Source organism: Escherichia sp. R1, from assembly GCF_003000935.1.
Lineage (GTDB): Bacteria > Pseudomonadota > Gammaproteobacteria > Enterobacterales > Enterobacteriaceae > Escherichia > Escherichia coli.
Genome location: NZ_PSRU01000008.1, coordinates 197,325 through 216,021, shown reverse-complemented (window position 1 = coordinate 216,021; position 18,697 = coordinate 197,325). Strand labels below are relative to the sequence as shown.

At 50.4% G+C, this 18,697-nt stretch carries 19 protein-coding genes, 1 other RNA gene and 1 pseudogene; 7 read left to right on the top strand and 14 right to left on the bottom strand.

The window, feature by feature from the left end; translation table 11 throughout:
* On the top strand, positions 1–112 hold a 112-nt coding region (locus C4F37_RS12365), incomplete at its 5' end, for an IS1 family transposase (RefSeq protein ID WP_001691633.1).
* A gap of 16 nt (positions 113–128) precedes the next feature.
* On the opposite strand, the pseudogene C4F37_RS27550 reads toward C4F37_RS12365, so the two are convergent.
* The 10 genes and pseudogenes from C4F37_RS27550 to kbaZ form a co-directional block, all read right to left on the bottom strand.
* Positions 129–227: pseudogene (locus C4F37_RS27550) on the bottom strand (PTS galactosamine transporter subunit IIC); the annotation flags it as partial.
* Positions 228–265: 38 nt separating this feature from the next.
* Positions 266–742 carry a PTS galactosamine transporter subunit IIB gene (agaB, locus tag C4F37_RS12360; protein ID WP_000203711.1) on the bottom strand — a complete coding sequence of 159 codons (477 nt, stop codon included), beginning with the start codon at positions 740–742 and terminating at the stop codon, positions 266–268.
* A gap of 166 nt (positions 743–908) precedes the next feature.
* Positions 909–1,769, bottom strand: a complete 861-nt coding sequence (gene kbaY, locus C4F37_RS12355) for a tagatose-bisphosphate aldolase subunit KbaY (RefSeq protein ID WP_000022766.1) — start codon at positions 1,767–1,769, stop codon at positions 909–911.
* 12 nt (positions 1,770–1,781) lie between these two features.
* The gene (locus tag C4F37_RS12350; RefSeq protein WP_001114869.1) at positions 1,782–2,936 is read right to left on the bottom strand and encodes an AgaS family sugar isomerase; all 1,155 of its coding nucleotides are present in this window, start codon (positions 2,934–2,936) and stop codon (positions 1,782–1,784) included.
* A 350-nt stretch (positions 2,937–3,286) separates the two neighbouring features.
* Complete coding sequence (gene nagA, locus C4F37_RS12345) at positions 3,287–4,420, bottom strand: N-acetylglucosamine-6-phosphate deacetylase (protein WP_001326623.1); 1,134 nt, start codon at positions 4,418–4,420, stop codon at positions 3,287–3,289.
* Positions 4,417–4,851: a PTS galactosamine/N-acetylgalactosamine transporter subunit IIA gene (agaF, locus tag C4F37_RS12340; protein WP_000948824.1), complete on the bottom strand. Its 435-nt coding sequence runs from the start codon at positions 4,849–4,851 to the stop codon at positions 4,417–4,419. The genes nagA and agaF overlap by 4 nt, the downstream gene beginning before the upstream one ends.
* Positions 4,852–4,868: 17 nt before the next feature.
* A complete protein-coding gene (gene agaE / locus C4F37_RS12335) occupies positions 4,869–5,747 on the bottom strand; it encodes a PTS N-acetylgalactosamine transporter subunit IID (protein WP_001295548.1) in 879 nt (292 codons plus the stop codon).
* A complete protein-coding gene (agaW, locus tag C4F37_RS12330) occupies positions 5,737–6,516 on the bottom strand; it encodes a PTS N-acetylgalactosamine transporter subunit IIC (RefSeq protein ID WP_000406209.1) in 780 nt (259 codons plus the stop codon). The genes agaE and agaW overlap by 11 nt, the downstream gene beginning before the upstream one ends.
* 10 nt (positions 6,517–6,526) lie before the next feature.
* Entirely contained in the window at positions 6,527–7,000 is a 474-nt protein-coding gene (agaV, locus tag C4F37_RS12325; RefSeq protein WP_001336162.1) for a PTS N-acetylgalactosamine transporter subunit IIB, read from the bottom strand.
* Between the two features lie 22 nt (positions 7,001–7,022).
* Positions 7,023–8,303 (bottom strand): tagatose-bisphosphate aldolase subunit KbaZ, encoded by a 1,281-nt coding sequence (gene kbaZ / locus C4F37_RS12320; RefSeq protein WP_000681933.1) that lies wholly within the window; start codon positions 8,301–8,303, stop codon positions 7,023–7,025.
* Between the two features lie 248 nt (positions 8,304–8,551).
* Between kbaZ and agaR the strand changes: the two genes are divergently transcribed.
* Positions 8,552–9,361 (top strand): aga operon transcriptional regulator AgaR, encoded by an 810-nt coding sequence (gene agaR, locus C4F37_RS12310; RefSeq protein WP_000072187.1) that lies wholly within the window; start codon positions 8,552–8,554, stop codon positions 9,359–9,361.
* 54 nt (positions 9,362–9,415) lie between these two features.
* On the opposite strand, the gene yhaV is transcribed toward agaR, so the two are convergent.
* From yhaV to garD, 3 genes are all read right to left on the bottom strand, one after another.
* The gene (gene yhaV, locus C4F37_RS12305; RefSeq protein WP_000347275.1) at positions 9,416–9,880 is read right to left on the bottom strand and encodes a type II toxin-antitoxin system ribonuclease toxin YhaV; all 465 of its coding nucleotides are present in this window, start codon (positions 9,878–9,880) and stop codon (positions 9,416–9,418) included.
* A complete protein-coding gene (gene prlF, locus C4F37_RS12300; RefSeq protein ID WP_001307405.1) occupies positions 9,880–10,215 on the bottom strand; it encodes a type II toxin-antitoxin system antitoxin PrlF in 336 nt (111 codons plus the stop codon). The genes yhaV and prlF overlap by 1 nt, the downstream gene beginning before the upstream one ends.
* Before the next feature lie 148 nt (positions 10,216–10,363).
* A complete protein-coding gene (gene garD / locus C4F37_RS12295) occupies positions 10,364–11,935 on the bottom strand; it encodes a galactarate dehydratase (protein ID WP_001273752.1) in 1,572 nt (523 codons plus the stop codon).
* Between the two features lie 374 nt (positions 11,936–12,309).
* On the opposite strand from garD, the gene garP reads away from it, so the two are divergent.
* From garP to rnpB, 5 genes are all read left to right on the top strand, one after another.
* Positions 12,310–13,644 (top strand): galactarate/glucarate/glycerate transporter GarP, encoded by a 1,335-nt coding sequence (garP, locus tag C4F37_RS12290; protein WP_000599636.1) that lies wholly within the window; start codon positions 12,310–12,312, stop codon positions 13,642–13,644.
* Between the two features lie 15 nt (positions 13,645–13,659).
* A complete protein-coding gene (gene garL / locus C4F37_RS12285) occupies positions 13,660–14,430 on the top strand; it encodes a 2-dehydro-3-deoxyglucarate aldolase (RefSeq protein ID WP_001058209.1) in 771 nt (256 codons plus the stop codon).
* Positions 14,431–14,459: 29 nt separating this feature from the next.
* The gene (gene garR / locus C4F37_RS12280; protein WP_001303675.1) at positions 14,460–15,350 is read left to right on the top strand and encodes a 2-hydroxy-3-oxopropionate reductase; all 891 of its coding nucleotides are present in this window, start codon (positions 14,460–14,462) and stop codon (positions 15,348–15,350) included.
* Between the two features lie 96 nt (positions 15,351–15,446).
* The gene (gene garK, locus C4F37_RS12275; protein WP_001300387.1) at positions 15,447–16,592 is read left to right on the top strand and encodes a glycerate 2-kinase; all 1,146 of its coding nucleotides are present in this window, start codon (positions 15,447–15,449) and stop codon (positions 16,590–16,592) included.
* A 32-nt stretch (positions 16,593–16,624) separates the two neighbouring features.
* Positions 16,625–17,001, top strand: an RNA gene (gene rnpB / locus C4F37_RS12270) — RNase P RNA component class A.
* Between the two features lie 500 nt (positions 17,002–17,501).
* Here rnpB and C4F37_RS12265 read toward each other — a convergent pair.
* Complete coding sequence (locus tag C4F37_RS12265) at positions 17,502–18,689, bottom strand: YhaC family protein (RefSeq protein WP_001774050.1); 1,188 nt, start codon at positions 18,687–18,689, stop codon at positions 17,502–17,504.
* Between the last annotated feature and the right edge of the window lie 8 nt (positions 18,690–18,697).

Genomic DNA, 18,697 nt, shown 5'->3' with positions numbered 1-18,697 from the left:
TCTGAGGCAGCACCTGGCACGGCTGGGACGGAAGTCGCTGTCGTTCTCAAAATCGGTGGAGCTGCATGACAAAGTCATCGGGCATTATCTGAACATAAAACACTATCAATAAGTTGGAGTCATTACCTCGGGCGGAATAAAAATAAGGCTTCCAGCCAAAAATCAATCCCCAGAACAAAAACTAACGCCGCCAGGGATAATCCCTGAAGTAGGGTTATTTCATGCATTTTTATTACCTCAAACCAATATTAAGGCGATTTTAGATTTAGTCAGGGATTTGTTCTTTTTGATCGCCAGGGACGTCCTGAATGAAAACATTCACGCCACGTTGTTTAATAAAACGTAAGTCCGTGAGATCCTGGTCATCGACATAAACTTTACTGCTGATTTGCTTTTTCCCTTCCGAGAAATGCATATTGCCGACGTTGACATCTTTCAGGTCAATACCACCTTCTACCAATTTACGTACCGTTTGTGGCGTACGGCAAATCAGGAAGATCTTCTGATGTGGTGCAGCTTTGCCGATGACGTTAATGGTTTTTTCGATAGTAAAGAAACGAATGCCAAAGCCGTAGGTTTCCGCGGTAATACCCATTAATTTCTGTTGAATATCATCGTTAGCGACAACATCATCCACGACTACCAGCAGATTTGCACCGATGGTGGATGTCCAGGTCACGCCAACCTGACCGTGAACCAGACGGTTATCAATACGGGTTAAGAGAATATTTGGACTGGTCATTGTGTAATCCTCACCATAAAGTTGAATAATATAATTTTTTTAAATATATTATTGTTGCGATATTGTAGTGATGTATTTATTAAGGTTTAGTTATCTCCTTTTCCATTAAGGCACTCCCCGATATTAATCGGGAAGTACATTGGGATAAATCATAAAAAACTAATGATTATGCTGAAATTCGATTCGCTGAACCACAGACATTAATTTTATTTCTGACAACTTCTTTCATCGCATCCATTCCGACGCGCATATAATAACGAGGATCATTACCCTGCGGATTTTCCGCAAACCAGGCTTTAACCGCGCCAGCGAAGGCTATTTTTAATTCTGTGGCAACGTTCACTTTTGTGACGCCAAGTTCAATAGTGCGACGGACAAATTCATCCGGAACATCGCTGGCACCATGCAGCACCAGAGGAACATCCACCACTTCACGAATTTCCGCCAGCCGCTGGAAATCAATCTTCGGCGTTTTGCTGTATAAGCCGTGCGCCGTACCAATCGCTACCGCCAGGCTGTCGACGCCAGTCAGTTCGACAAAGCGTTTAGCTTCTTGTGGATCGGTCAGGAATGCACTTTCGGCGTCAACGCTCATGTCATCTTCAACACCGCCCAGGCGGCCCAGTTCTGCTTCCACGCTGCAATCTTGTGAGTGGCAGAAGTCAACAACCGATTTCACCAGCTTCACGTTCTCGGCAAACGGGAAGTGGCTGCCGTCGATCATCGCACTGCGCACACCTGCGTGGACTTTACGGCGAATATCATCCAGCGATTCGTGGTGGTCGAGATGCAGCGCCAGTGGCATGTTGTAGGTTGTGGAATAGGCGCTACACAGGGCGTAGATCTCTTCCAGCGCGATGTGTTTAAAGGTCCCCGGCGTTCCGGCGAGGATCACCGGCGATCGCATTTCACTGCACACTTCGAGGATCGCTTGGATCGTCTCGGCGTTATGAATGTTAAAAGCAGGCACCGCGTAGCCATTGGCCTGGGCGTCCTGTAACAGATATTTAGTGGAGATAATGCTCATAATGCGATCCTCTTATGCCTGCCACGGATGAATGATTACGCCTTGCACCACGCGGTTAACGGTGCCACTGGCTGATGGGGTATCCGGCGTATTGCCCATGTGCAGCGACTGCATCAGTGCAAACGTCTGGGCGTACATCAGGAAGCAAAATGCCTGCTCAACGTCGATAAAGTGACGTGACGGTGGCAGGATGATATGTGGACCGGCAGCGACGATGTCGCTGCTTTCCGCGGCGATGGCGATTACACGCATTGCCTGGTTGTCACGGCGAAGTTCAGCCAGCAGATCAAGATCATACTGACGGGTGTAAGGGTGGCTGGAGACAAATACCACCACCAGCGTTTCGTCATCGACCAGCGATTTTGGTCCATGACGGAATCCGGTTGGAGAATCATAAAAGGCCGCCAGTTTACCCGCCGTCAGTTCCAGCACTTTCAGCGCCGACTCGCGTGCTGCGCCCTGTAAGCCACCGCTACCGAGATAAACGATCCGTTTCCACGGTGCGTAACCAAACACACCTTCGCTGAAATCGCCCAGTGAGGTCAGGATCGCCTGGCAACGATCCGCCACGTCGCGGAAGGTTTGGCTGTTGATCGTCTCAGGTGCGAAAACCGCGAGGCAGCTGGCCATCATGGTGGTAATGCTGCTGGTCATCGCAAAGCCGCGATCGTGCGTTTCTGCGGGCATCAGCAGGGCAAACGCGTTATCGCTGTTGATCGCGTTTTGGTAAAGAGCGCCCGCTTCGTTGCAGGTGATCGGCAGGTGATAGCATTCCGGTACAAATTGATTTGCCAGTTCCACGGCTGCGACGCTTTCCGGGCTGTTGCCGGATCGACCGAAGGAGATCAACAGCAGCGGATGAGCTGGGTTCAGGTAGTCCATCGGATTGGTGACCAGATCGGTGGTCGGTACGGCGCTGAAGTTTTTACCGGTATGGCTGGCGAGCCACGGCGCGATGATGTCACCGATAAATGCCGACGTTCCGGCTCCGGTCAGGATGATCCGCAGATTCTCTTTGCGCAGTAACGGTTCAAGGAAGTTATTGAGCGCGGAACGTAGCGCGTCGATGTTGGTGAGTGAACGGATCCATGCGCGAGGCTGATGGCGGATCTCTTCTTCAGTCCATGTACCGGTTGCGGCGGCAGCAGGGGTGTAATTTTCTGGCATAACTCAATCCTTAGTCTGATGAACTTGACGTCGGGCGTTGTCGCTTTCACTTGCCTTTCGTTTCATTTCACTTGGTGATGTCTTTCGTTGATTAAAATCTATAGAAAAGAAACTGAAAGTTCAATGGAGAAAAAAGAAATAAAACGAAATTTGTGATCGTTGAAAGAAAAGATAAAGGAAGCAAAAGGGATTGCTGGATGCGGCGCAAACGCTTTATCCGGCCTTGCGGTCACCAACTGTAGGTCGGATAAGACGCGTTAGCGTCGCATCCGACACCGCTGCACAGATCAAAACGAAAGAAAAAGAAAGGCCTTACGGGGGAAGTGAAGGCCCAATAAAGGAGCAAACTATCAAAACGAAGCTAATTGACCCTGAATCCAGATTTGTTGCACATGTAGCCCGCTATCCAGCGCAACGACGCTGGCGCGTTTGCCCGGTTTAAGCGATCCCAGAACACCATCAACACCCAGCATTCGCGCCGGATGCAGCGACGCCATATGGATGGCTTCCGCAGGCGTTACGCCCGTCAACTCGACCATATTGCGCACTGCCGCATCAACAGACAGCGTACTGCCCGCCAGCCCACCAGACGCGGTACGGACAACGCCACCGTGCATCTGCACTTCTTCACCACATAACGTATAGCGACCATCCGGCATCCCAGCTGCCTGCATCGCGTCGGTGATCAGTACGATTCTCTCTTTCGCACAGCAACAACACAGCGACATTGCCGCCGGATGCACATGATGACCATCGGCTATCAGTTCCAGCCAGGCGCGCTTGTCCGTTAATCCCGCGCCAACCATTCCCGGTTCGCGGTGATGTAAACCTGTCATCCCGTTATAGCAATGCACCAGGCCGTCGGCACCAGCATCAAATGCGGCGCGGGTTTGTTGCCAGGTCGCCGCGCTATGCCCCAGCATCACCCTTACGTTTTGCTGTTTAAGATGGCGGATGGCCTGCAATGCCCCTTCTTTTTCCGGTGCCAGCGCTACCACACGTAAGGTGTGCTGAGAAACGGCAATCAACTGATCCAGCTCGGCAATTTCAAGCTCGCGAAACAACTCCGGCGGATGCGCGCCTTTATTCTGCGGCGTGAAGTACGGTCCTTCGAGATAACTCCCCAGCACTTGCGCACCAGGTCCGCCGCGTTGGCAACGTTGAGCAATACGTTTCAGCGCCGCATGAATGGTATTAAGCGGCGTGGTTACGGTGGTCGGTAACCAACTGCCGACACCTTCGCGTGCCTTGTGCATTGCCAGCTTGTCGAGTACATCCGGCGCGTCATCCATTACATCAACGCCCGCACCACCGTGTACATGGGTGTCGATGTAAGCAGGGCAGAGCAGTTCCGCATCGCGTTCAGTCACGCCCGCTGGAATCGGTTCGATTGCTGCGATGACACCGTCAGCAATACGCAACTGATGGTCATCGAGCCATCCCTCTTCAGTCAGCAGCCTTCTGGCGCGCAGAACGTGTGTCATATTCCTTCCTCGACCGGACATTCTTCATGGCAGCGGCCTAACTCGTCCACCAGACTGGTCAGCCCTCGGTGTCCACACTCCAGCGCCTGTACACGGAATTCTTCACCGCTTAACCCTTCGCGCTCCAGCACCATCTCCAGTAGCAGTTGCAAATTGGTGCCGGTGATCACTTCACAGCCCGGTTTTTGCATCGCCAGCGTTGAAGCTACGCGAAACGGCGTGCCGCCCAGCAAATCCGTCAGAAAAACAATGCCGTCTTCACAATCCAGTTGGGCGATGGCCTCTTCAAGCTGCGATGTAAGCAGCGCGGTGCTTGAGGTTTCCGGAAAATCGATGGCGATAAACTGCGATTGCTCACCGAGAATTTGCTTCATTGCTTTTTCCATGCCGCTGGCAAACCCGCCATGCCCTGTCAAAATAATACTTAACATCTAATACCTCATTGTATTTAAAGGAAATGGCAGAATTTACCGACGATGCCGAGAACCACGGTAACTGCAATCAGACGCAGCGGACTCCAGCCGCGGCGTACCAACCAAAACATGGTCAGGGTGTAGACCAACGGTAAGAAGGCCGGCATCAGTTTGTCGATAACATCAGCCTGTAACTTAACCACTGCGTCGCCCGCCGTGATTTCCAGCGTGGTGCTTAAACGAACATAGGTTGCCACCAGCGCACCGATTACCGTCATCCCAACGATAGACGCAGCATGGCCGACTTTTTTGGTATTCGCTTTAATCAGTGGAATCGCCGCCACGCCCATGCGGTAAGCATAATGCGCCAGACCAAAACGCAGCCCCAGGTGTACCACGTTGAACAGCACAATAAAGACGACTGCGCCAAGAATGGAGCCTTGCAATGCCAGACTGGCTCCAATCCCGCCACAAATCGGCAGTAGCGTTAGCCAGAACATTGCATCGCCAATCCCGCCAAGCGGCGCACCGACGGCAATTTTGGTGCTCTGAATACTGTTAACGTCCTGCTTAGAACGCTCCATCGCAAGGATAATGCCGATAACAAACGTCACCAGAAACGGATGGGTATTGAAGAAACCCATATGCCCCTTCATGGCGCGCGCCAGGTCGCGTTTATTAGTGTGGATCTTTTTCAGAGCAGGCAGCAGACCGTACAACCAGCCAGAAGCCTGCATACGTTCGTAGTTAAAAGACGCTTGTAACAGCATGGAACGCCAGGCGACGCGGTTGATATCTTTTTTCGTCAGCTCCGCGCCAATGCTCTGATCTTCATACACGTTTTCATTGACGCCAGTCAGCAATGTTTCTTCGTTTTCACTGACGTTCGGCAGGGTGGTTTGATTAGATGCCATCTTCAAATTCCTCTTTCTGTGCCGCAGGTTGAGTCGGTTCAGGAGATTTACGCAGCAAGTCGATCAGCGCCATCGCCAGCGCAGCGGCAGCAATAGCCAGCACTGGTAACTTGAGCCAGGCGGCGGCAACAAAGCCCAGGATGAAGTAGGGGATGTAGACGTTTTTCATCATGATTTTCAGCAGCACGGCAAAACCGATTGCTGGCATGATGCCGCCCGCGACGCCGAGGCCGTCGATTAATCGTTGCGGCAGGACATCAATGATGGTTTTTGCATGTTCCGCGCCGAAGTAGATAGGCAGGAAAGCGCAGAGAAAATAGAAAATGCCGAGTGCCAGCAGTGCCAGATAGTTCACGCGTTCAATGCCGCGAGTATCGGCGTTCTCCGCCATCCGGTCGCAGCGAGACATCACGCCGGACATCACCGAGAACAGGAAGGTAATCCCCATCTGTACTGCGACAGCGAAAGGTACGGCGACACCTACTGCGACATCGGGTTTCACGCCAGTAGTAATGGCAAACGCCGTGCCGACGATAGTACCGATAATCACGTTAGGCGGCTGTGCGCCCGCCAGCGGGGCCAGCCCCATCCACACCAGTTCCAGCGTACCGCCGGTTAAAATTCCGGTATGCAGATCGCCAAGTACCAGCCCGACCAACGGGCCGAGGACCACCGGGCGGTGCATATGGGTTAGGCCGTTAAACATATCCAGGCCAGCGATAAAGGCGATAATGCCCAACGCAAATGCCTGCAACAGGCTGATTTCCATGATGAATCCCTCAAAGTAATTTAAAGAGGTCCACAGCAGGCTCTGTCGGGACGCCCTGAACGAAGCATTCCACCCCAGCGGTTTTCAGGTCGTTAAATGCTGCGATATCGCCCGCATCCACAGAAACCGTTTTGGCGATTTGTTGTTTGCCATTGGCGTAGTGCATATTGCCAACGTTAATGCGATTCACCGGAACGCCACCTTTCACCAGCGTCAGGAAATCGGCGGGTGTTTTACAAACCAGCAGGATTTTCTGTCGATCGGCGGCGCGATGAATGTTGTCGATAACTTTTTGCAGCGTCCAGAAACGTACGGCGATCCCTTCTGCCAGTACCATTTCCATCAGGTTTTGTTGTACCGGATCTTCGGCAACCTCATCGTTGGCTACCAGCACCAGATTTGCCCCCGCAAATCCGACCCATTGAACGCCGACCTGACCGTGAATCAAGCGTTCATCAATCCGGCTTAAAACAATATTTGGCATAGCGTGTTCCTCTTTGTTTTGCTTATTGGCCTTCACAGGCTGTGTGGTACTGCGCCAGGATGTCCTGAATATGGTTGATAATGAGTTCCCGTGGCGTTGGCTGCAGCTCGCCGGAGCGAACTTTCACGTACTGCAGCGGCAGATACTGGCTGATCAGCGGCAGCGGAATTGGTGAATCCGCCAGATTACGTACCAGATGAGCGAAAGCGTCATCAATCTGGCTGTCCGGCCAGTAATAGCGCACGCGATCCGAGTAGCTATAACCACGCGCCAGACGACGCGCGTTGCCGTCACCGTGGTAGTGGCTTTGCCAGTATTCCGGGCGGTCGAGCATCACGTCTTCCAGCACCTGACGCAGACCAGAACAGGCTTTCGCTGGCACCAGTTCTTCTTCAATCGCCGCCAGAGAGAACAGAGCTTCACGCAGGGCGAAGGTCAGCGCTGGGCCAACTTTCAGAATGGCAAAGTGGTCAATCACCAGCTGGCGCAGCGATTGCGGCGTTTGATAATCGGTAGAGTGCGCTTCGAAAATCAGCGTTTCGTAGTTTTCGACCATCTGGCTTAAGGCGCTCGCTTTGGCGGGCTGATAATCAATAACGTTGGTGTGATCGAATTCGACGCCGGGTTGAACCACCAGGGCAATGATGCGTGGCCAGATGGCATTCAAACCTTGCTTTTCAAAGGCGTGACGATGGGCTTCCAGCGTGGCGCGGGCGGCATCCGGCGTGGTGACCGCCAGCTCGCTTAAGGTTTCATGCGCGCCGCCAGGTACCGGCACTTCGGTACCAATGACATACTCCAGATCGGCTTCGCCAAAGTGTTCACGACAGGTTTCTTCCGCCACTTTCGCCAGACGGGCGGCGCGTTCAGCCACGATGTCATCAGTTAAGGGAATCGGATCGTCCTGACAGGACATGCTGCAATCAAGGTGGATTTTTTTGAATCCTGCCGCCACGTAGCTTTTAATCAAATCATCGGCATTGGCCATTGCCTGAGCGGCAGGCAGGTTTTGCCAGCGGTTTGGCCCCAGATGGTCGCCACCCAGAATCAACGCATCCTGCGGGAAATTCAACGAGTCGGCGAGCTGACAAACAAAGCCGCGAAAATCGGCGGGCGTCATTCCGGTATAACCGCCGAACTGGTCTACCTGATTGGAGGTTGCTTCAATCAGTAACGGCGTTTGGTTTGCACTGGCGTAGCGGATTGCAGCCTCCAGCACCAGCGGATGTGCGGAACAAACGGCATAAATTCCATTTGTTTTGCCCGCTTTGTGCTGTCTCACCATTTCTGTCAGATGTTTCACTTTCCTCTCCAGTTCAGATTACTGCGATATTAATCTTTCGTTTTGTTTCAGTTGATACTGCGTCATGGTGAGATAAAAATAAAACGAAAGATAATAGTTTTCTGATCTGATTCACAAAAGAAACATAATGAAAGTCACTGAAACGAGAGTAGCTTGCGTCAATGGGCAAGGTGGGCTTGCATTTGCTTAATAGAAAGGCGTTAATAGGCAAAACGAAATGAAACGAAAGTTTTACGAAAGGACTTACTATGAGTAATACCGACGCTTCAGGTGAGAAGCGAGTGACTGGCACCAGCGAGCGACGAGAACAGATCATTCAGCGTCTGCGACAGCAAGGGAGTGTGCAGGTTAACGATCTGTCGGCATTGTATGGCGTATCTACTGTGACGATCCGCAACGATCTGGCGTTTCTGGAAAAGCAGGGGATCGCTGTGCGTGCCTATGGTGGCGCGTTGATCTGCGATAGCACGACGCCGTCAGTCGAGCCATCAGTGGAAGATAAAAGCGCACTGAACACCGCGATGAAACGCAGCGTTGCGAAAGCTGCCGTTGAGTTGATTCAGCCAGGTCATCGGGTTATCCTCGATTCCGGGACCACCACTTTTGAGATTGCTCGTCTGATGCGCAAGCACACTGACGTAATTGCGATGACCAACGGTATGAACGTGGCTAATGCGTTGCTGGAAGCGGAAGGCGTTGAGCTGCTGATGACCGGCGGGCATTTGCGCCGTCAGTCGCAATCTTTTTACGGCGATCAGGCTGAGCAATCGCTGCAAAATTACCACTTCGATATGCTGTTTCTTGGTGTAGATGCGATCGATCTGGAGCGCGGCGTCAGCACACATAATGAAGATGAAGCTCGTTTAAACCGTCGGATGTGCGAAGTTGCGGAACGGATCATCGTGGTCACCGATTCCAGTAAGTTCAATCGTTCCAGTTTACATAAGATCATTGATACTCAACGTATCGACATGATCATTGTTGATGAAGGCATTCCTGCGGATAGCCTGGAAGGACTGCGAAAGGCTGGGGTTGAAGTGATTCTGGTCGGGGAGTGAGAAAGGATGCCCGCTGGTCAACACGAATGCGTTCGGCGGGCATTGTGAACACCATCAATGGGTTTCTTCTGTTTCTCGGGTGAGGGTTTCCCAGTCGGCAGGAGGATGTCCTCTTTTTAACATTTTGCTGAATACGGTATAGGCATCTGTTTTTTTACCGTAGGTGCGCAGAGTGTTTTCATCGTTCATCCATCCCAGAATGATGACTTTCTCTTTTTCACTATAACGAAAGAAGAGACGATAACGACCAGCACCAAATTTTACCCGTGACCAGTCTTTATTTTTCCCAGAGCCTAACGACTTGCCATGACGGAATGCCGGTGATGATGGATTGACCGTGATATGCTCCTCAATCACTTTATGGACTACCGCCAATAACTTTGTGGCGGCTTTTCTCTGATAATTTTCAGGAACTTTTCCCTTTAATGTCTCGACTTCGGCAACTAAAGCGTCGTAGGTTTCCTGAAAACAGGGATGAGCATATAGCGCCCAACCATTAACCCTTTGTGGAAAATCCATTATTCGTCGTCGCCAATCTCATCATCAATGTTGACGTCCATGCCAGCGACAAGTTTCTTTCCTTGTTGAATGTTGAATGGACGAGTTTTTTGCGGGTTGTTCTGGATATCTGCATCCAGAAAACGCAAAAATGCATTCATAGTATGATCCTCCTGTTCATCTCCCAGTCGGCACATAAATACTTGCCCACCAGGCAGAATTTCGTAATGAATGCTGTCCTGGCCTGGCTTCAGTTTTAAGGCCTCACGCACTGGCGCGGGGATAGTTGTTTGTCCGCGTATCGTGACCTTTGATTCAGTGGTCAGTACAGCGTGAGAGCGAGCATTAGCGGGCATGATTCACTGTCCTTTTACAGCCTGTTTTCTGCTCAAATTATAAGCTTGAACTAAGGTAATGCAAATGCATTATTAATGGACGTGGGGGCTTTAAACAATAAAAACATGGCACTAAGGCCATGTTTTGCGAGGGACGTTCCAAAAGAAATCAGGTCACCGGTGCCGGGTTAAACACCGCCAGCTGGTTATGCAGCCCCCATTGATCCGAGAAGGTTTTCTTCTTCCCGCTGGCGACGTCGAGAATAAAGTGGAACAACTTCCAGCCCACCTCTTCAATAGTTTCTTCGCCGGTAGCGATGGTGCCCGCATTAATATCCATTAAATCAAACCAGCGGTTCGCCAGCTCGGTGCGGGTTGCCATTTTAATGACGGGTACCGCCATCAGGCCGTACGGCGTACCACGACCGGTCGTAAACACTTGCACTGTGATACCCGAAGCCACCTGTTGCGTGCCACAGACAAAATCGCTGGCTGGCGTCGCGGCGTAAATTAATCCGCGTTTAGTCGGGCGTTGACCGGGCGACAGCACTTCAACAATTGCGCTTTTACCCGATTTAGCAATGGAGCCGAGTGCCTTCTCTACCACGTTTGCCAGACCGCCTTTCTTGTTGCCCGGCGAAGGGTTGGCGCTGCGGTCGGTTTTTCCCATATTGAGATAGTTATCGTACCACTCCATCTCCTCCAGCAGCCGTTTGCCGATCTCTTCGTTCACTGCGCGTGGTGTCAGCAGATGGATCGCGTCACGCACTTCCGTTACTTCTGAAAACATCACCGTTGCGCCGCAGCGCACCAGTAGATCAGACGCATAGCCAACCGCCGGGTTTGCCGTTACACCAGAAAACGCATCGCTGCCACCGCACTGCATACCAACGACCAGTTCTGAAGCCGGGCAGGTTTCTCGCTGCCGTTGATTCAGTTTTTGTAGATGGCGTTCGGCGATCTGCAAAATATCCTCGACCATGGACTGAAAACCGACATGCTTTTCATCCTGCAAACTGACAATGCTGGCGCTTTCTACTGGAATAGCTTGCACATCATCCGTTCCAGTCAGCAGGCGCTCAGGCTGCAACTTTTCACAACCCAGGCCAATCACCATTACTTCGCCGCCAAAGTTAGGATTCAGCGAAATATTGTGAATGGTACGGATAGGTACAACTGCCGCCGGTGCGTTAATCGCCACGCCACAACCGTACAAATGATTCAGCCCCACCACGCCATCGACGTTCGGGTATTTCGGTAGCAGATCGCGTTCAATGATTTTTACTACATAGTCCACCACGCCTGCCACACAGTGGACGCTGGTGGTGATACCGAGCAGGTTTTTGGTGCCCACGCTGCCATCGGCATTGCGATAGCCCTCAAAGGTGTATCCTTCCAGCGGCGGTAAGGGTTCCGGGACTTTGGTTGCCAGTGGCAGCGTGTGTAACGGCGGCGCTTCCGGTAGTACAACCATTGATTCGTCGATCCAGCTTCCGCGTGGGATTGCACGCACGGCGTAACCAATCACTTCGCCATAACGAATAATTTCACCATTAGCCGGAATGTCCAGCAATGCGACTTTATGCCCCTGGGGAATATGTTCAATTAATTCCAGCCCATCCGGAAAACGCGTTCCTGCTTTCAGGCCATTATCATTAACAATAATTGCCACATTATCTGTGTCGTGAACTTTTATATAAAACGCAGTTGGCGTTTCTTGTCTGATTTCGATGTTGGCCATTGTGCAATATTCTCCAGCCAGGGGTTATTAAAATGAGGACCTGGTCTCATTTAAAAATAAATGACTTCATTGGGTGAAATAAGAATGTCAGGAGTTTAAACGCAGAAATGTGATCAATGTCAATCATTTCAGGGATTGCAGTGCCGCCCGGTAAGGTAAAGCGCAAATCTGTGCTTTAGCGCGCAACCTTATGTGCATATGCTCAAAATAATATTTAAATAGTATTAATTAAATTAGCATTTGCACAATGATTATTATTCTCGCGCTGCTTATACTAATTCCCGAGTTCATTGTCGTTACGGCATAAATGAAACTCATAAATAACACCTTCCCCATAATAATAAAAATCAGCATAAGTACCCGAGGTAAATAAAATGATTCTGGACACCGTTGACGAAAAAAAGAAAGGCGTGCATACCCGCTATTTAATATTACTGATTATTTTTATTGTTACCGCCGTTAACTACGCCGATCGTGCAACGCTGTCTATTGCTGGTACCGAAGTGGCAAAAGAGTTGCAGTTAAGTGCGGTTTCGATGGGTTACATCTTCTCCGCTTTTGGCTGGGCCTACTTGCTGATGCAAATCCCCGGCGGCTGGCTGCTTGATAAGTTTGGCTCGAAAAAAGTTTACACCTACAGCCTCTTTTTCTGGTCGCTATTCACCTTCCTGCAAGGCTTTGTTGATATGTTCCCGCTGGCCTGGGCAGGGATCTCCATGTTCTTTATGCGCTTTATGCTCGGCTTCTCGGAAGCGCCATCATTCCCGGCGAACGCCCGAATTGTCGCCGCCTGGTTCCCGACGAAAGAACGTGGTACTGCCTCCGCCATCTTTAACTCGGCGCAATATTTCTCGCTGGCGCTCTTTTCGCCGCTGCTTGGCTGGCTGACTTTCGCCTGGGGCTGGGAGCACGTCTTTACCGTTATGGGGGTGATTGGTTTTGTGCTGACGGCGCTGTGGATCAAGTTGATTCATAACCCGACAGATCACCCACGTATGTCTGCGGAAGAGCTGAAGTTTATCTCTGAAAATGGCGCGGTGGTCGATATGGACCACAAAAAGCCGGGCAGTGCGGCAGCAAGCGGACCCAAACTGCATTACATCAAGCAATTGCTCTCTAACCGCATGATGCTGGGCGTATTTTTCGGACAATATTTTATCAACACCATCACCTGGTTCTTCCTCACCTGGTTCCCGATTTATCTGGTGCAGGAAAAAGGCATGTCGATTCTGAAAGTGGGTCTGGTCGCCTCGATTCCAGCACTGTGTGGTTTTGCGGGCGGCGTGCTGGGAGGTGTCTTCTCGGATTATCTGATCAAACGCGGTTTATCCCTGACCCTGGCACGTAAGCTACCGATTGTGCTGGGAATGTTGCTGGCTTCCACCATCATCTTATGTAACTACACCAACAACACCACGCTGGTGGTCATGCTGATGGCGCTGGCTTTCTTTGGCAAAGGATTTGGTGCGCTGGGCTGGCCGGTGATTTCTGACACCGCGCCGAAAGAGATTGTTGGCCTCTGCGGCGGCGTCTTTAACGTCTTTGGCAATGTTGCCTCCATTGTCACTCCACTGGTGATTGGCTACCTGGTAAGTGAACTGCACTCCTTCAATGCAGCACTGGTTTTCGTGGGATGTTCAGCGCTGATGGCGATGGTCTGCTACCTCTTCGTAGTTGGCGACATTAAACGTATGGAATTGCAGAAATAAGCAAAGGTATAAGCGATGAATAACGATGTTTTCCCGAATAAATTCAAAGCCGCACTGGCTGCGAAACAGGTACAAATTGGTTGCTGGTCAGCACTCTCTAACCCGATTAGCACTGAAGTTCTTGGTTTGGCTGGGTTTGACTGGCTGGTGCTGGATGGCGAACATGCGCCAAACGATATCTCCACGTTTATTCCGCAGTTAATGGCCTTGAAAGGCAGCGCCAGCGCGCCAGTAGTGCGAGTGCCGACCAACGAGCCGGTAATTATTAAGCGTCTTCTGGATATCGGTTTCTATAACTTCCTGATTCCTTTTGTAGAAACAAAAGAGGAAGCAGAGCTGGCGGTGGCATCAACCCGTTACCCACCGGAAGGCATTCGCGGCGTCTCCGTTTCTCACCGCGCCAATATGTTTGGCACCGTGGCGGATTATTTCGCTCAGTCGAACAAGAACATCACTATTCTGGTCCAGATAGAAAGTCAGCAGGGCGTAGATAACGTCGATGCCATTGCCGCTACCGAAGGCGTAGACGGCATCTTCGTCGGCCCCAGCGATCTGGCCGCGGCATTAGGCCATCTCGGCAATGCATCACACCCGGATGTACAAAAAGCAATTCAGCACATTTTTAACCGTGCCAGCGCGCACGGCAAACCCAGCGGTATCCTCGCGCCGGTCGAAGCCGATGCGCGTCGTTATCTGGAATGGGGCGCGACGTTTGTGGCTGTCGGCAGCGATCTCGGCGTCTTCCGCTCTGCCACTCAGAAACTGGCTGATACCTTTAAAAAATAACCACCACCGCAACAAGAGAGATGATTGATATGACTATGAAAGTTGGTTTTATTGGCCTGGGGATTATGGGTAAACCAATGAGTAAAAACCTTCTGAAAGCAGGTTACTCGCTGGTGGTTGCTGACCGTAACCCAGAAGCTATTGCTGACGTGATTGCTGCAGGTGCAGAAACAGCGTCTACGGCTAAAGCGATCGCTGAACAGTGCGACGTCATCATAACCATGCTGCCAAACTCCCCTCATGTGAAAGAGGTGGCGCTGGGTGAGAATGGCATTATTGAAGGCGCGAAGCCAGGTACGGTATTGATCGATATGAGTTCTATCGCACCGCTGGCAAGCCGTGAAATCAGCGAAGCGCTGAAAGCGAAAGGCATTGATATGCTGGATGCTCCGGTGAGCGGCGGTGAACCGAAAGCCATCGACGGTACGCTGTCAGTGATGGTGGGCGGCGACAAGGCTATTTTCGACAAATACTATGATTTGATGAAAGCGATGGCGGGTTCCGTGGTGCATACCGGGGAAATCGGTGCAGGTAACGTCACCAAACTGGCAAATCAGGTCATTGTGGCGCTGAATATTGCCGCGATGTCAGAAGCGTTAACGCTGGCAACTAAAGCGGGCGTTAACCCGGACCTGGTTTATCAGGCAATTCGCGGTGGACTGGCGGGCAGTACCGTGCTGGATGCCAAAGCGCCGATGGTGATGGACCGCAACTTCAAGCCGGGCTTCCGTATTGATCTGCATATTAAGGATCTGGCGAATGCGCTGGATACTTCTCACGGCGTCGGCGCACAACTGCCGCTCACAGCTGCGGTTATGGAGATGATGCAGGCACTGCGAGCAGATGGTTTAGGAACGGCGGATCATAGCGCCCTGGCGTGCTACTACGAAAAACTGGCGAAAGTCGAAGTTACTCGTTAATGACGTCGTGCCCGGATGGCGTATTGCAATCCGGGCCTGGAATCCAGGCCGAATAAGAGAAACGCCCTCCGGCGTCATGTGGTAACAGGCATAGGTATGAAAATCGTAATCGCCCCAGACTCTTATAAAGAAAGTTTATCTGCCAGCGAGGTTGCGCAGGCGATAGAAAAAGGATTTCGGGAAATTTTTCCTGATGCACAGTACGTTTCTGTTCCGGTTGCCGACGGTGGCGAAGGAACGGTGGAAGCGATGATTGCAGCCACCCAGGGGGCTGAACGTCACGCCTGGGTTACAGGGCCGCTGGGCGAGAAAGTGAATGCCAGTTGGGGGATCTCCGGCGATGGCAAAACCGCGTTTATTGAAATGGCGGCGGCCAGTGGGCTGGAGCTGGTACCTGCGGAAAAACGCGATCCACTCGTGACCACTTCACGCGGCACAGGCGAGTTAATCCTGCAGGCGCTGGAGAGCGGTGCGACAAACATTATTATCGGCATTGGCGGCAGCGCTACAAATGATGGCGGCGCAGGCATGGTACAGGCGCTGGGGGCGAAATTATGCGACGCCAACGGCAATGAAATTGGTTTTGGCGGCGGTAGTCTTAATACTCTGAATGATATTGATATTTCCGGCCTCGATCCGCGCTTAAAAGATTGCGTCATTCGCGTCGCTTGTGATGTCACCAATCCGCTGGTGGGCGATAACGGCGCATCGCGCATCTTTGGCCCACAAAAGGGAGCCAGTGAAGCGATGATTGTTGAGCTGGACAATAACCTCTCTCACTATGCCGAGGTCATTAAAAAAGCGCTGCATGTTGATGTGAAAGATGTCCCCGGTGCAGGAGCTGCGGGTGGTATGGGCGCGGCGCTAATGGCGTTTCTTGGTGCGGAACTGAAAAGTGGTATTGAAATCGTCACTACGGCGCTGAATCTGGAGGAACATATTCACGATTGTACGCTGGTGATCACCGGTGAAGGGCGTATTGACAGCCAGAGTATTCACGGGAAGGTACCGATTGGTGTCGCAAACGTGGCGAAGAAGTACCATAAACCGGTGATTGGCATTGCGGGTAGCCTGACCGATGATGTTGGCGTTGTACATCAGCATGGCATTGATGCGGTCTTCAGCGTATTGACCAGCATAGGTACGTTGGACGAAGCATTCCGCGGGGCTTATGACAATATCTGCCGTGCTTCACGTAATATCGCCGCGACACTGGCGATTGGAATGCGCAACGCGGGGTGACAAGGGCGCGCAAACCCTCTATACTGCGCGCCGAAGCTGACCAGACAGTCGCCGCTTCGTCGTCGTCCTCTTCGGGGGAGACGGGCGGAGGGGAGGAAAGTCCGGGCTCCATAGGGCAGGGTGCCAGGTAACGCCTGGGGGGGAAACCCACGACCAGTGCAACAGAGAGCAAACCGCCGATGGCCCGCGCAAGCGGGATCAGGTAAGGGTGAAAGGGTGCGGTAAGAGCGCACCGCGCGGCTGGTAACAGTCCGTGGCACGGTAAACTCCACCCGGAGCAAGGCCAAATAGGGGTTCATAAGGTACGGCCCGTACTGAACCCGGGTAGGCTGCTTGAGCCAGTGAGCGATTGCTGGCCTAGATGAATGACTGTCCACGACAGAACCCGGCTTATCGGTCAGTTTCACCTGATTTACGTAAAAACCCGCTTCGGCGGGTTTTTGCTTTTGGAGGGGCAGAAAGATGAATGACTGTCCACGACGCTATACCCAAAAGAAAGCGGCTTATCGGTCAGTTTCACCTGGTTTACGTAAAAACCCGCTTCGGCGGGTTTTTGCTTTTGGAGGGGCAGAAAGATGAATGACTGTCCACGACACTATACCCAAAAGAAAGCGGCTTATCGGTCAGTTTTACCTGATGTACGTAATAAACCGTTCCGGCGGGTTTCAGATTGTTGAGTGCGCTTTATTCATGCCGGATGCGGCGTGAACGCCTTATCCTGCCTACAAAAGCACGCAAATTCAATATATTGCAGAGATGGCGTAGGCCTGATAAGCGTAGCGCATCAGGCATTTTTGCGGTTGCCATCAGTTTCAAACCCGCGTCAGTGAGTTTTTGCTTTTGGTGCACAGGGTAAGATGAATAAATATCTACGGTATTAATAATAGACTTTGTAAGAAGTTATTAAGTCTATATTGCATTTAAAAGGTCGTAATCATACGTATAGTCCTCTCTGGTAAAATATTGCTTCTCTGAGTTATATGCTTCATATGTGTTATATTCCCCGACCTCAAAGCCATTGTCCGGAGAATTTTCGTCTTTCTCGAGGGTATTATCTGAAAGTAACTCTTCTGAGCTAGAGTCTTCTATGTTTAAATCCATAGTATAATTAATTTGGGGGACGACCAGATAAGCATTTTCTTTGATATTTTCATAATCTTCAATGATTATATCGATGTAATCATATATTTTTTCTGATGAGAATTCTTTCATCTCTGGTAATTTAATTCTGTTCAAGCAATTGATGATTTTCGATGAGCTTTTATATATTTCTTTTGTTAATTCATTTTCTAATTTATCTGTAAGAGTTGCCCTTGGTATAGATTTTATAATTGCAAATCTCATAATTTTTAATTGTTCTTCGGTAATGTCTCCAGGCTCATTTAAACAACTTTCGACAAACTTGATTTTTTCTTCAGAATACATATCGCTAATGCTTATTAAAACAGGCGTTATTTTTAGTAAATAATCCCAGGGGATTGTGGCGTTTTGTGTTGAACTAACAAAATTAACCTGAAACATGTTGGCATTAGTAAAATTTGTTGAATTCAATTTAAAAGGATTTAAAATAGTATTAGCCATATGTTTATCTGTGAAATCATAATAATCTAAATCGACATTACGTAAGTCCAGAGAGGATAGATCAACGATATCTCCAGTCCCACAACTAAAAATTACGTTTAACCTCCTGATTTCATTGTAAATATCTTTTAATGGGCAATTAATATTGATATTACCTGTGGATATTTCCTGGTTTTTTAACGGTTCATTAATGGTAAGTTCACAAGTATTGTCCGATCGTTGAATAATTTGGGCGTTATAACCTAAAAAATCCAGACGAAGAGACGAGACATTATAAAGAATTACATTTTGTAAGTACGCTAATTCTTTTTGAAAATCACCAGTGATAATGCATTTTCCACCAGGTTGTAACGTGTTAAGTAAAGTGACCATTTCAATAGAGGTCTGTTTTAGTTTTTCTATACCTGGTGCTAGTGCTTCGAGGTTATTTCCTGTTGGGCTTTCAGGAAGGTCATTCATTTTTCGACGGACTAAATCACTACTAATATCATTACCAATTGATGAAACAGGGAACATTATTTTAT

Excerpts from the sequence above, each read along its gene's own strand:
- agaB (WP_000203711.1), bottom strand. The coding sequence starts at position 742 with ATGACCAGTCCAAATATTCTCTTAACCCGTATTGATAACCGTCTGGTT.
- kbaY (WP_000022766.1), bottom strand. The coding sequence starts at position 1,769 with ATGAGCATTATCTCCACTAAATATCTGTTACAGGACGCCCAGGCCAAT.
- C4F37_RS12350 (WP_001114869.1), bottom strand. The coding sequence starts at position 2,936 with ATGCCAGAAAATTACACCCCTGCTGCCGCCGCAACCGGTACATGGACT.
- nagA (WP_001326623.1), bottom strand. The coding sequence starts at position 4,420 with ATGACACACGTTCTGCGCGCCAGAAGGCTGCTGACTGAAGAGGGATGG.
- agaF (WP_000948824.1), bottom strand. The coding sequence starts at position 4,851 with ATGTTAAGTATTATTTTGACAGGGCATGGCGGGTTTGCCAGCGGCATG.
- agaE (WP_001295548.1), bottom strand. The coding sequence starts at position 5,747 with ATGGCATCTAATCAAACCACCCTGCCGAACGTCAGTGAAAACGAAGAA.
- agaW (WP_000406209.1), bottom strand. The coding sequence starts at position 6,516 with ATGGAAATCAGCCTGTTGCAGGCATTTGCGTTGGGCATTATCGCCTTT.
- agaV (WP_001336162.1), bottom strand. The coding sequence starts at position 7,000 with ATGCCAAATATTGTTTTAAGCCGGATTGATGAACGCTTGATTCACGGT.
- agaR (WP_000072187.1), top strand. The coding sequence starts at position 8,552 with ATGAGTAATACCGACGCTTCAGGTGAGAAGCGAGTGACTGGCACCAGC.
- yhaV (WP_000347275.1), bottom strand. The coding sequence starts at position 9,880 with ATGGATTTTCCACAAAGGGTTAATGGTTGGGCGCTATATGCTCATCCC.
- prlF (WP_001307405.1), bottom strand. The coding sequence starts at position 10,215 with ATGCCCGCTAATGCTCGCTCTCACGCTGTACTGACCACTGAATCAAAG.
- garD (WP_001273752.1), bottom strand. The coding sequence starts at position 11,935 with ATGGCCAACATCGAAATCAGACAAGAAACGCCAACTGCGTTTTATATA.
- garP (WP_000599636.1), top strand. The coding sequence starts at position 12,310 with ATGATTCTGGACACCGTTGACGAAAAAAAGAAAGGCGTGCATACCCGC.
- garL (WP_001058209.1), top strand. The coding sequence starts at position 13,660 with ATGAATAACGATGTTTTCCCGAATAAATTCAAAGCCGCACTGGCTGCG.
- garR (WP_001303675.1), top strand. The coding sequence starts at position 14,460 with ATGACTATGAAAGTTGGTTTTATTGGCCTGGGGATTATGGGTAAACCA.
- garK (WP_001300387.1), top strand. The coding sequence starts at position 15,447 with ATGAAAATCGTAATCGCCCCAGACTCTTATAAAGAAAGTTTATCTGCC.
- C4F37_RS12265 (WP_001774050.1), bottom strand. The coding sequence starts at position 18,689 with ATGTTCCCTGTTTCATCAATTGGTAATGATATTAGTAGTGATTTAGTC.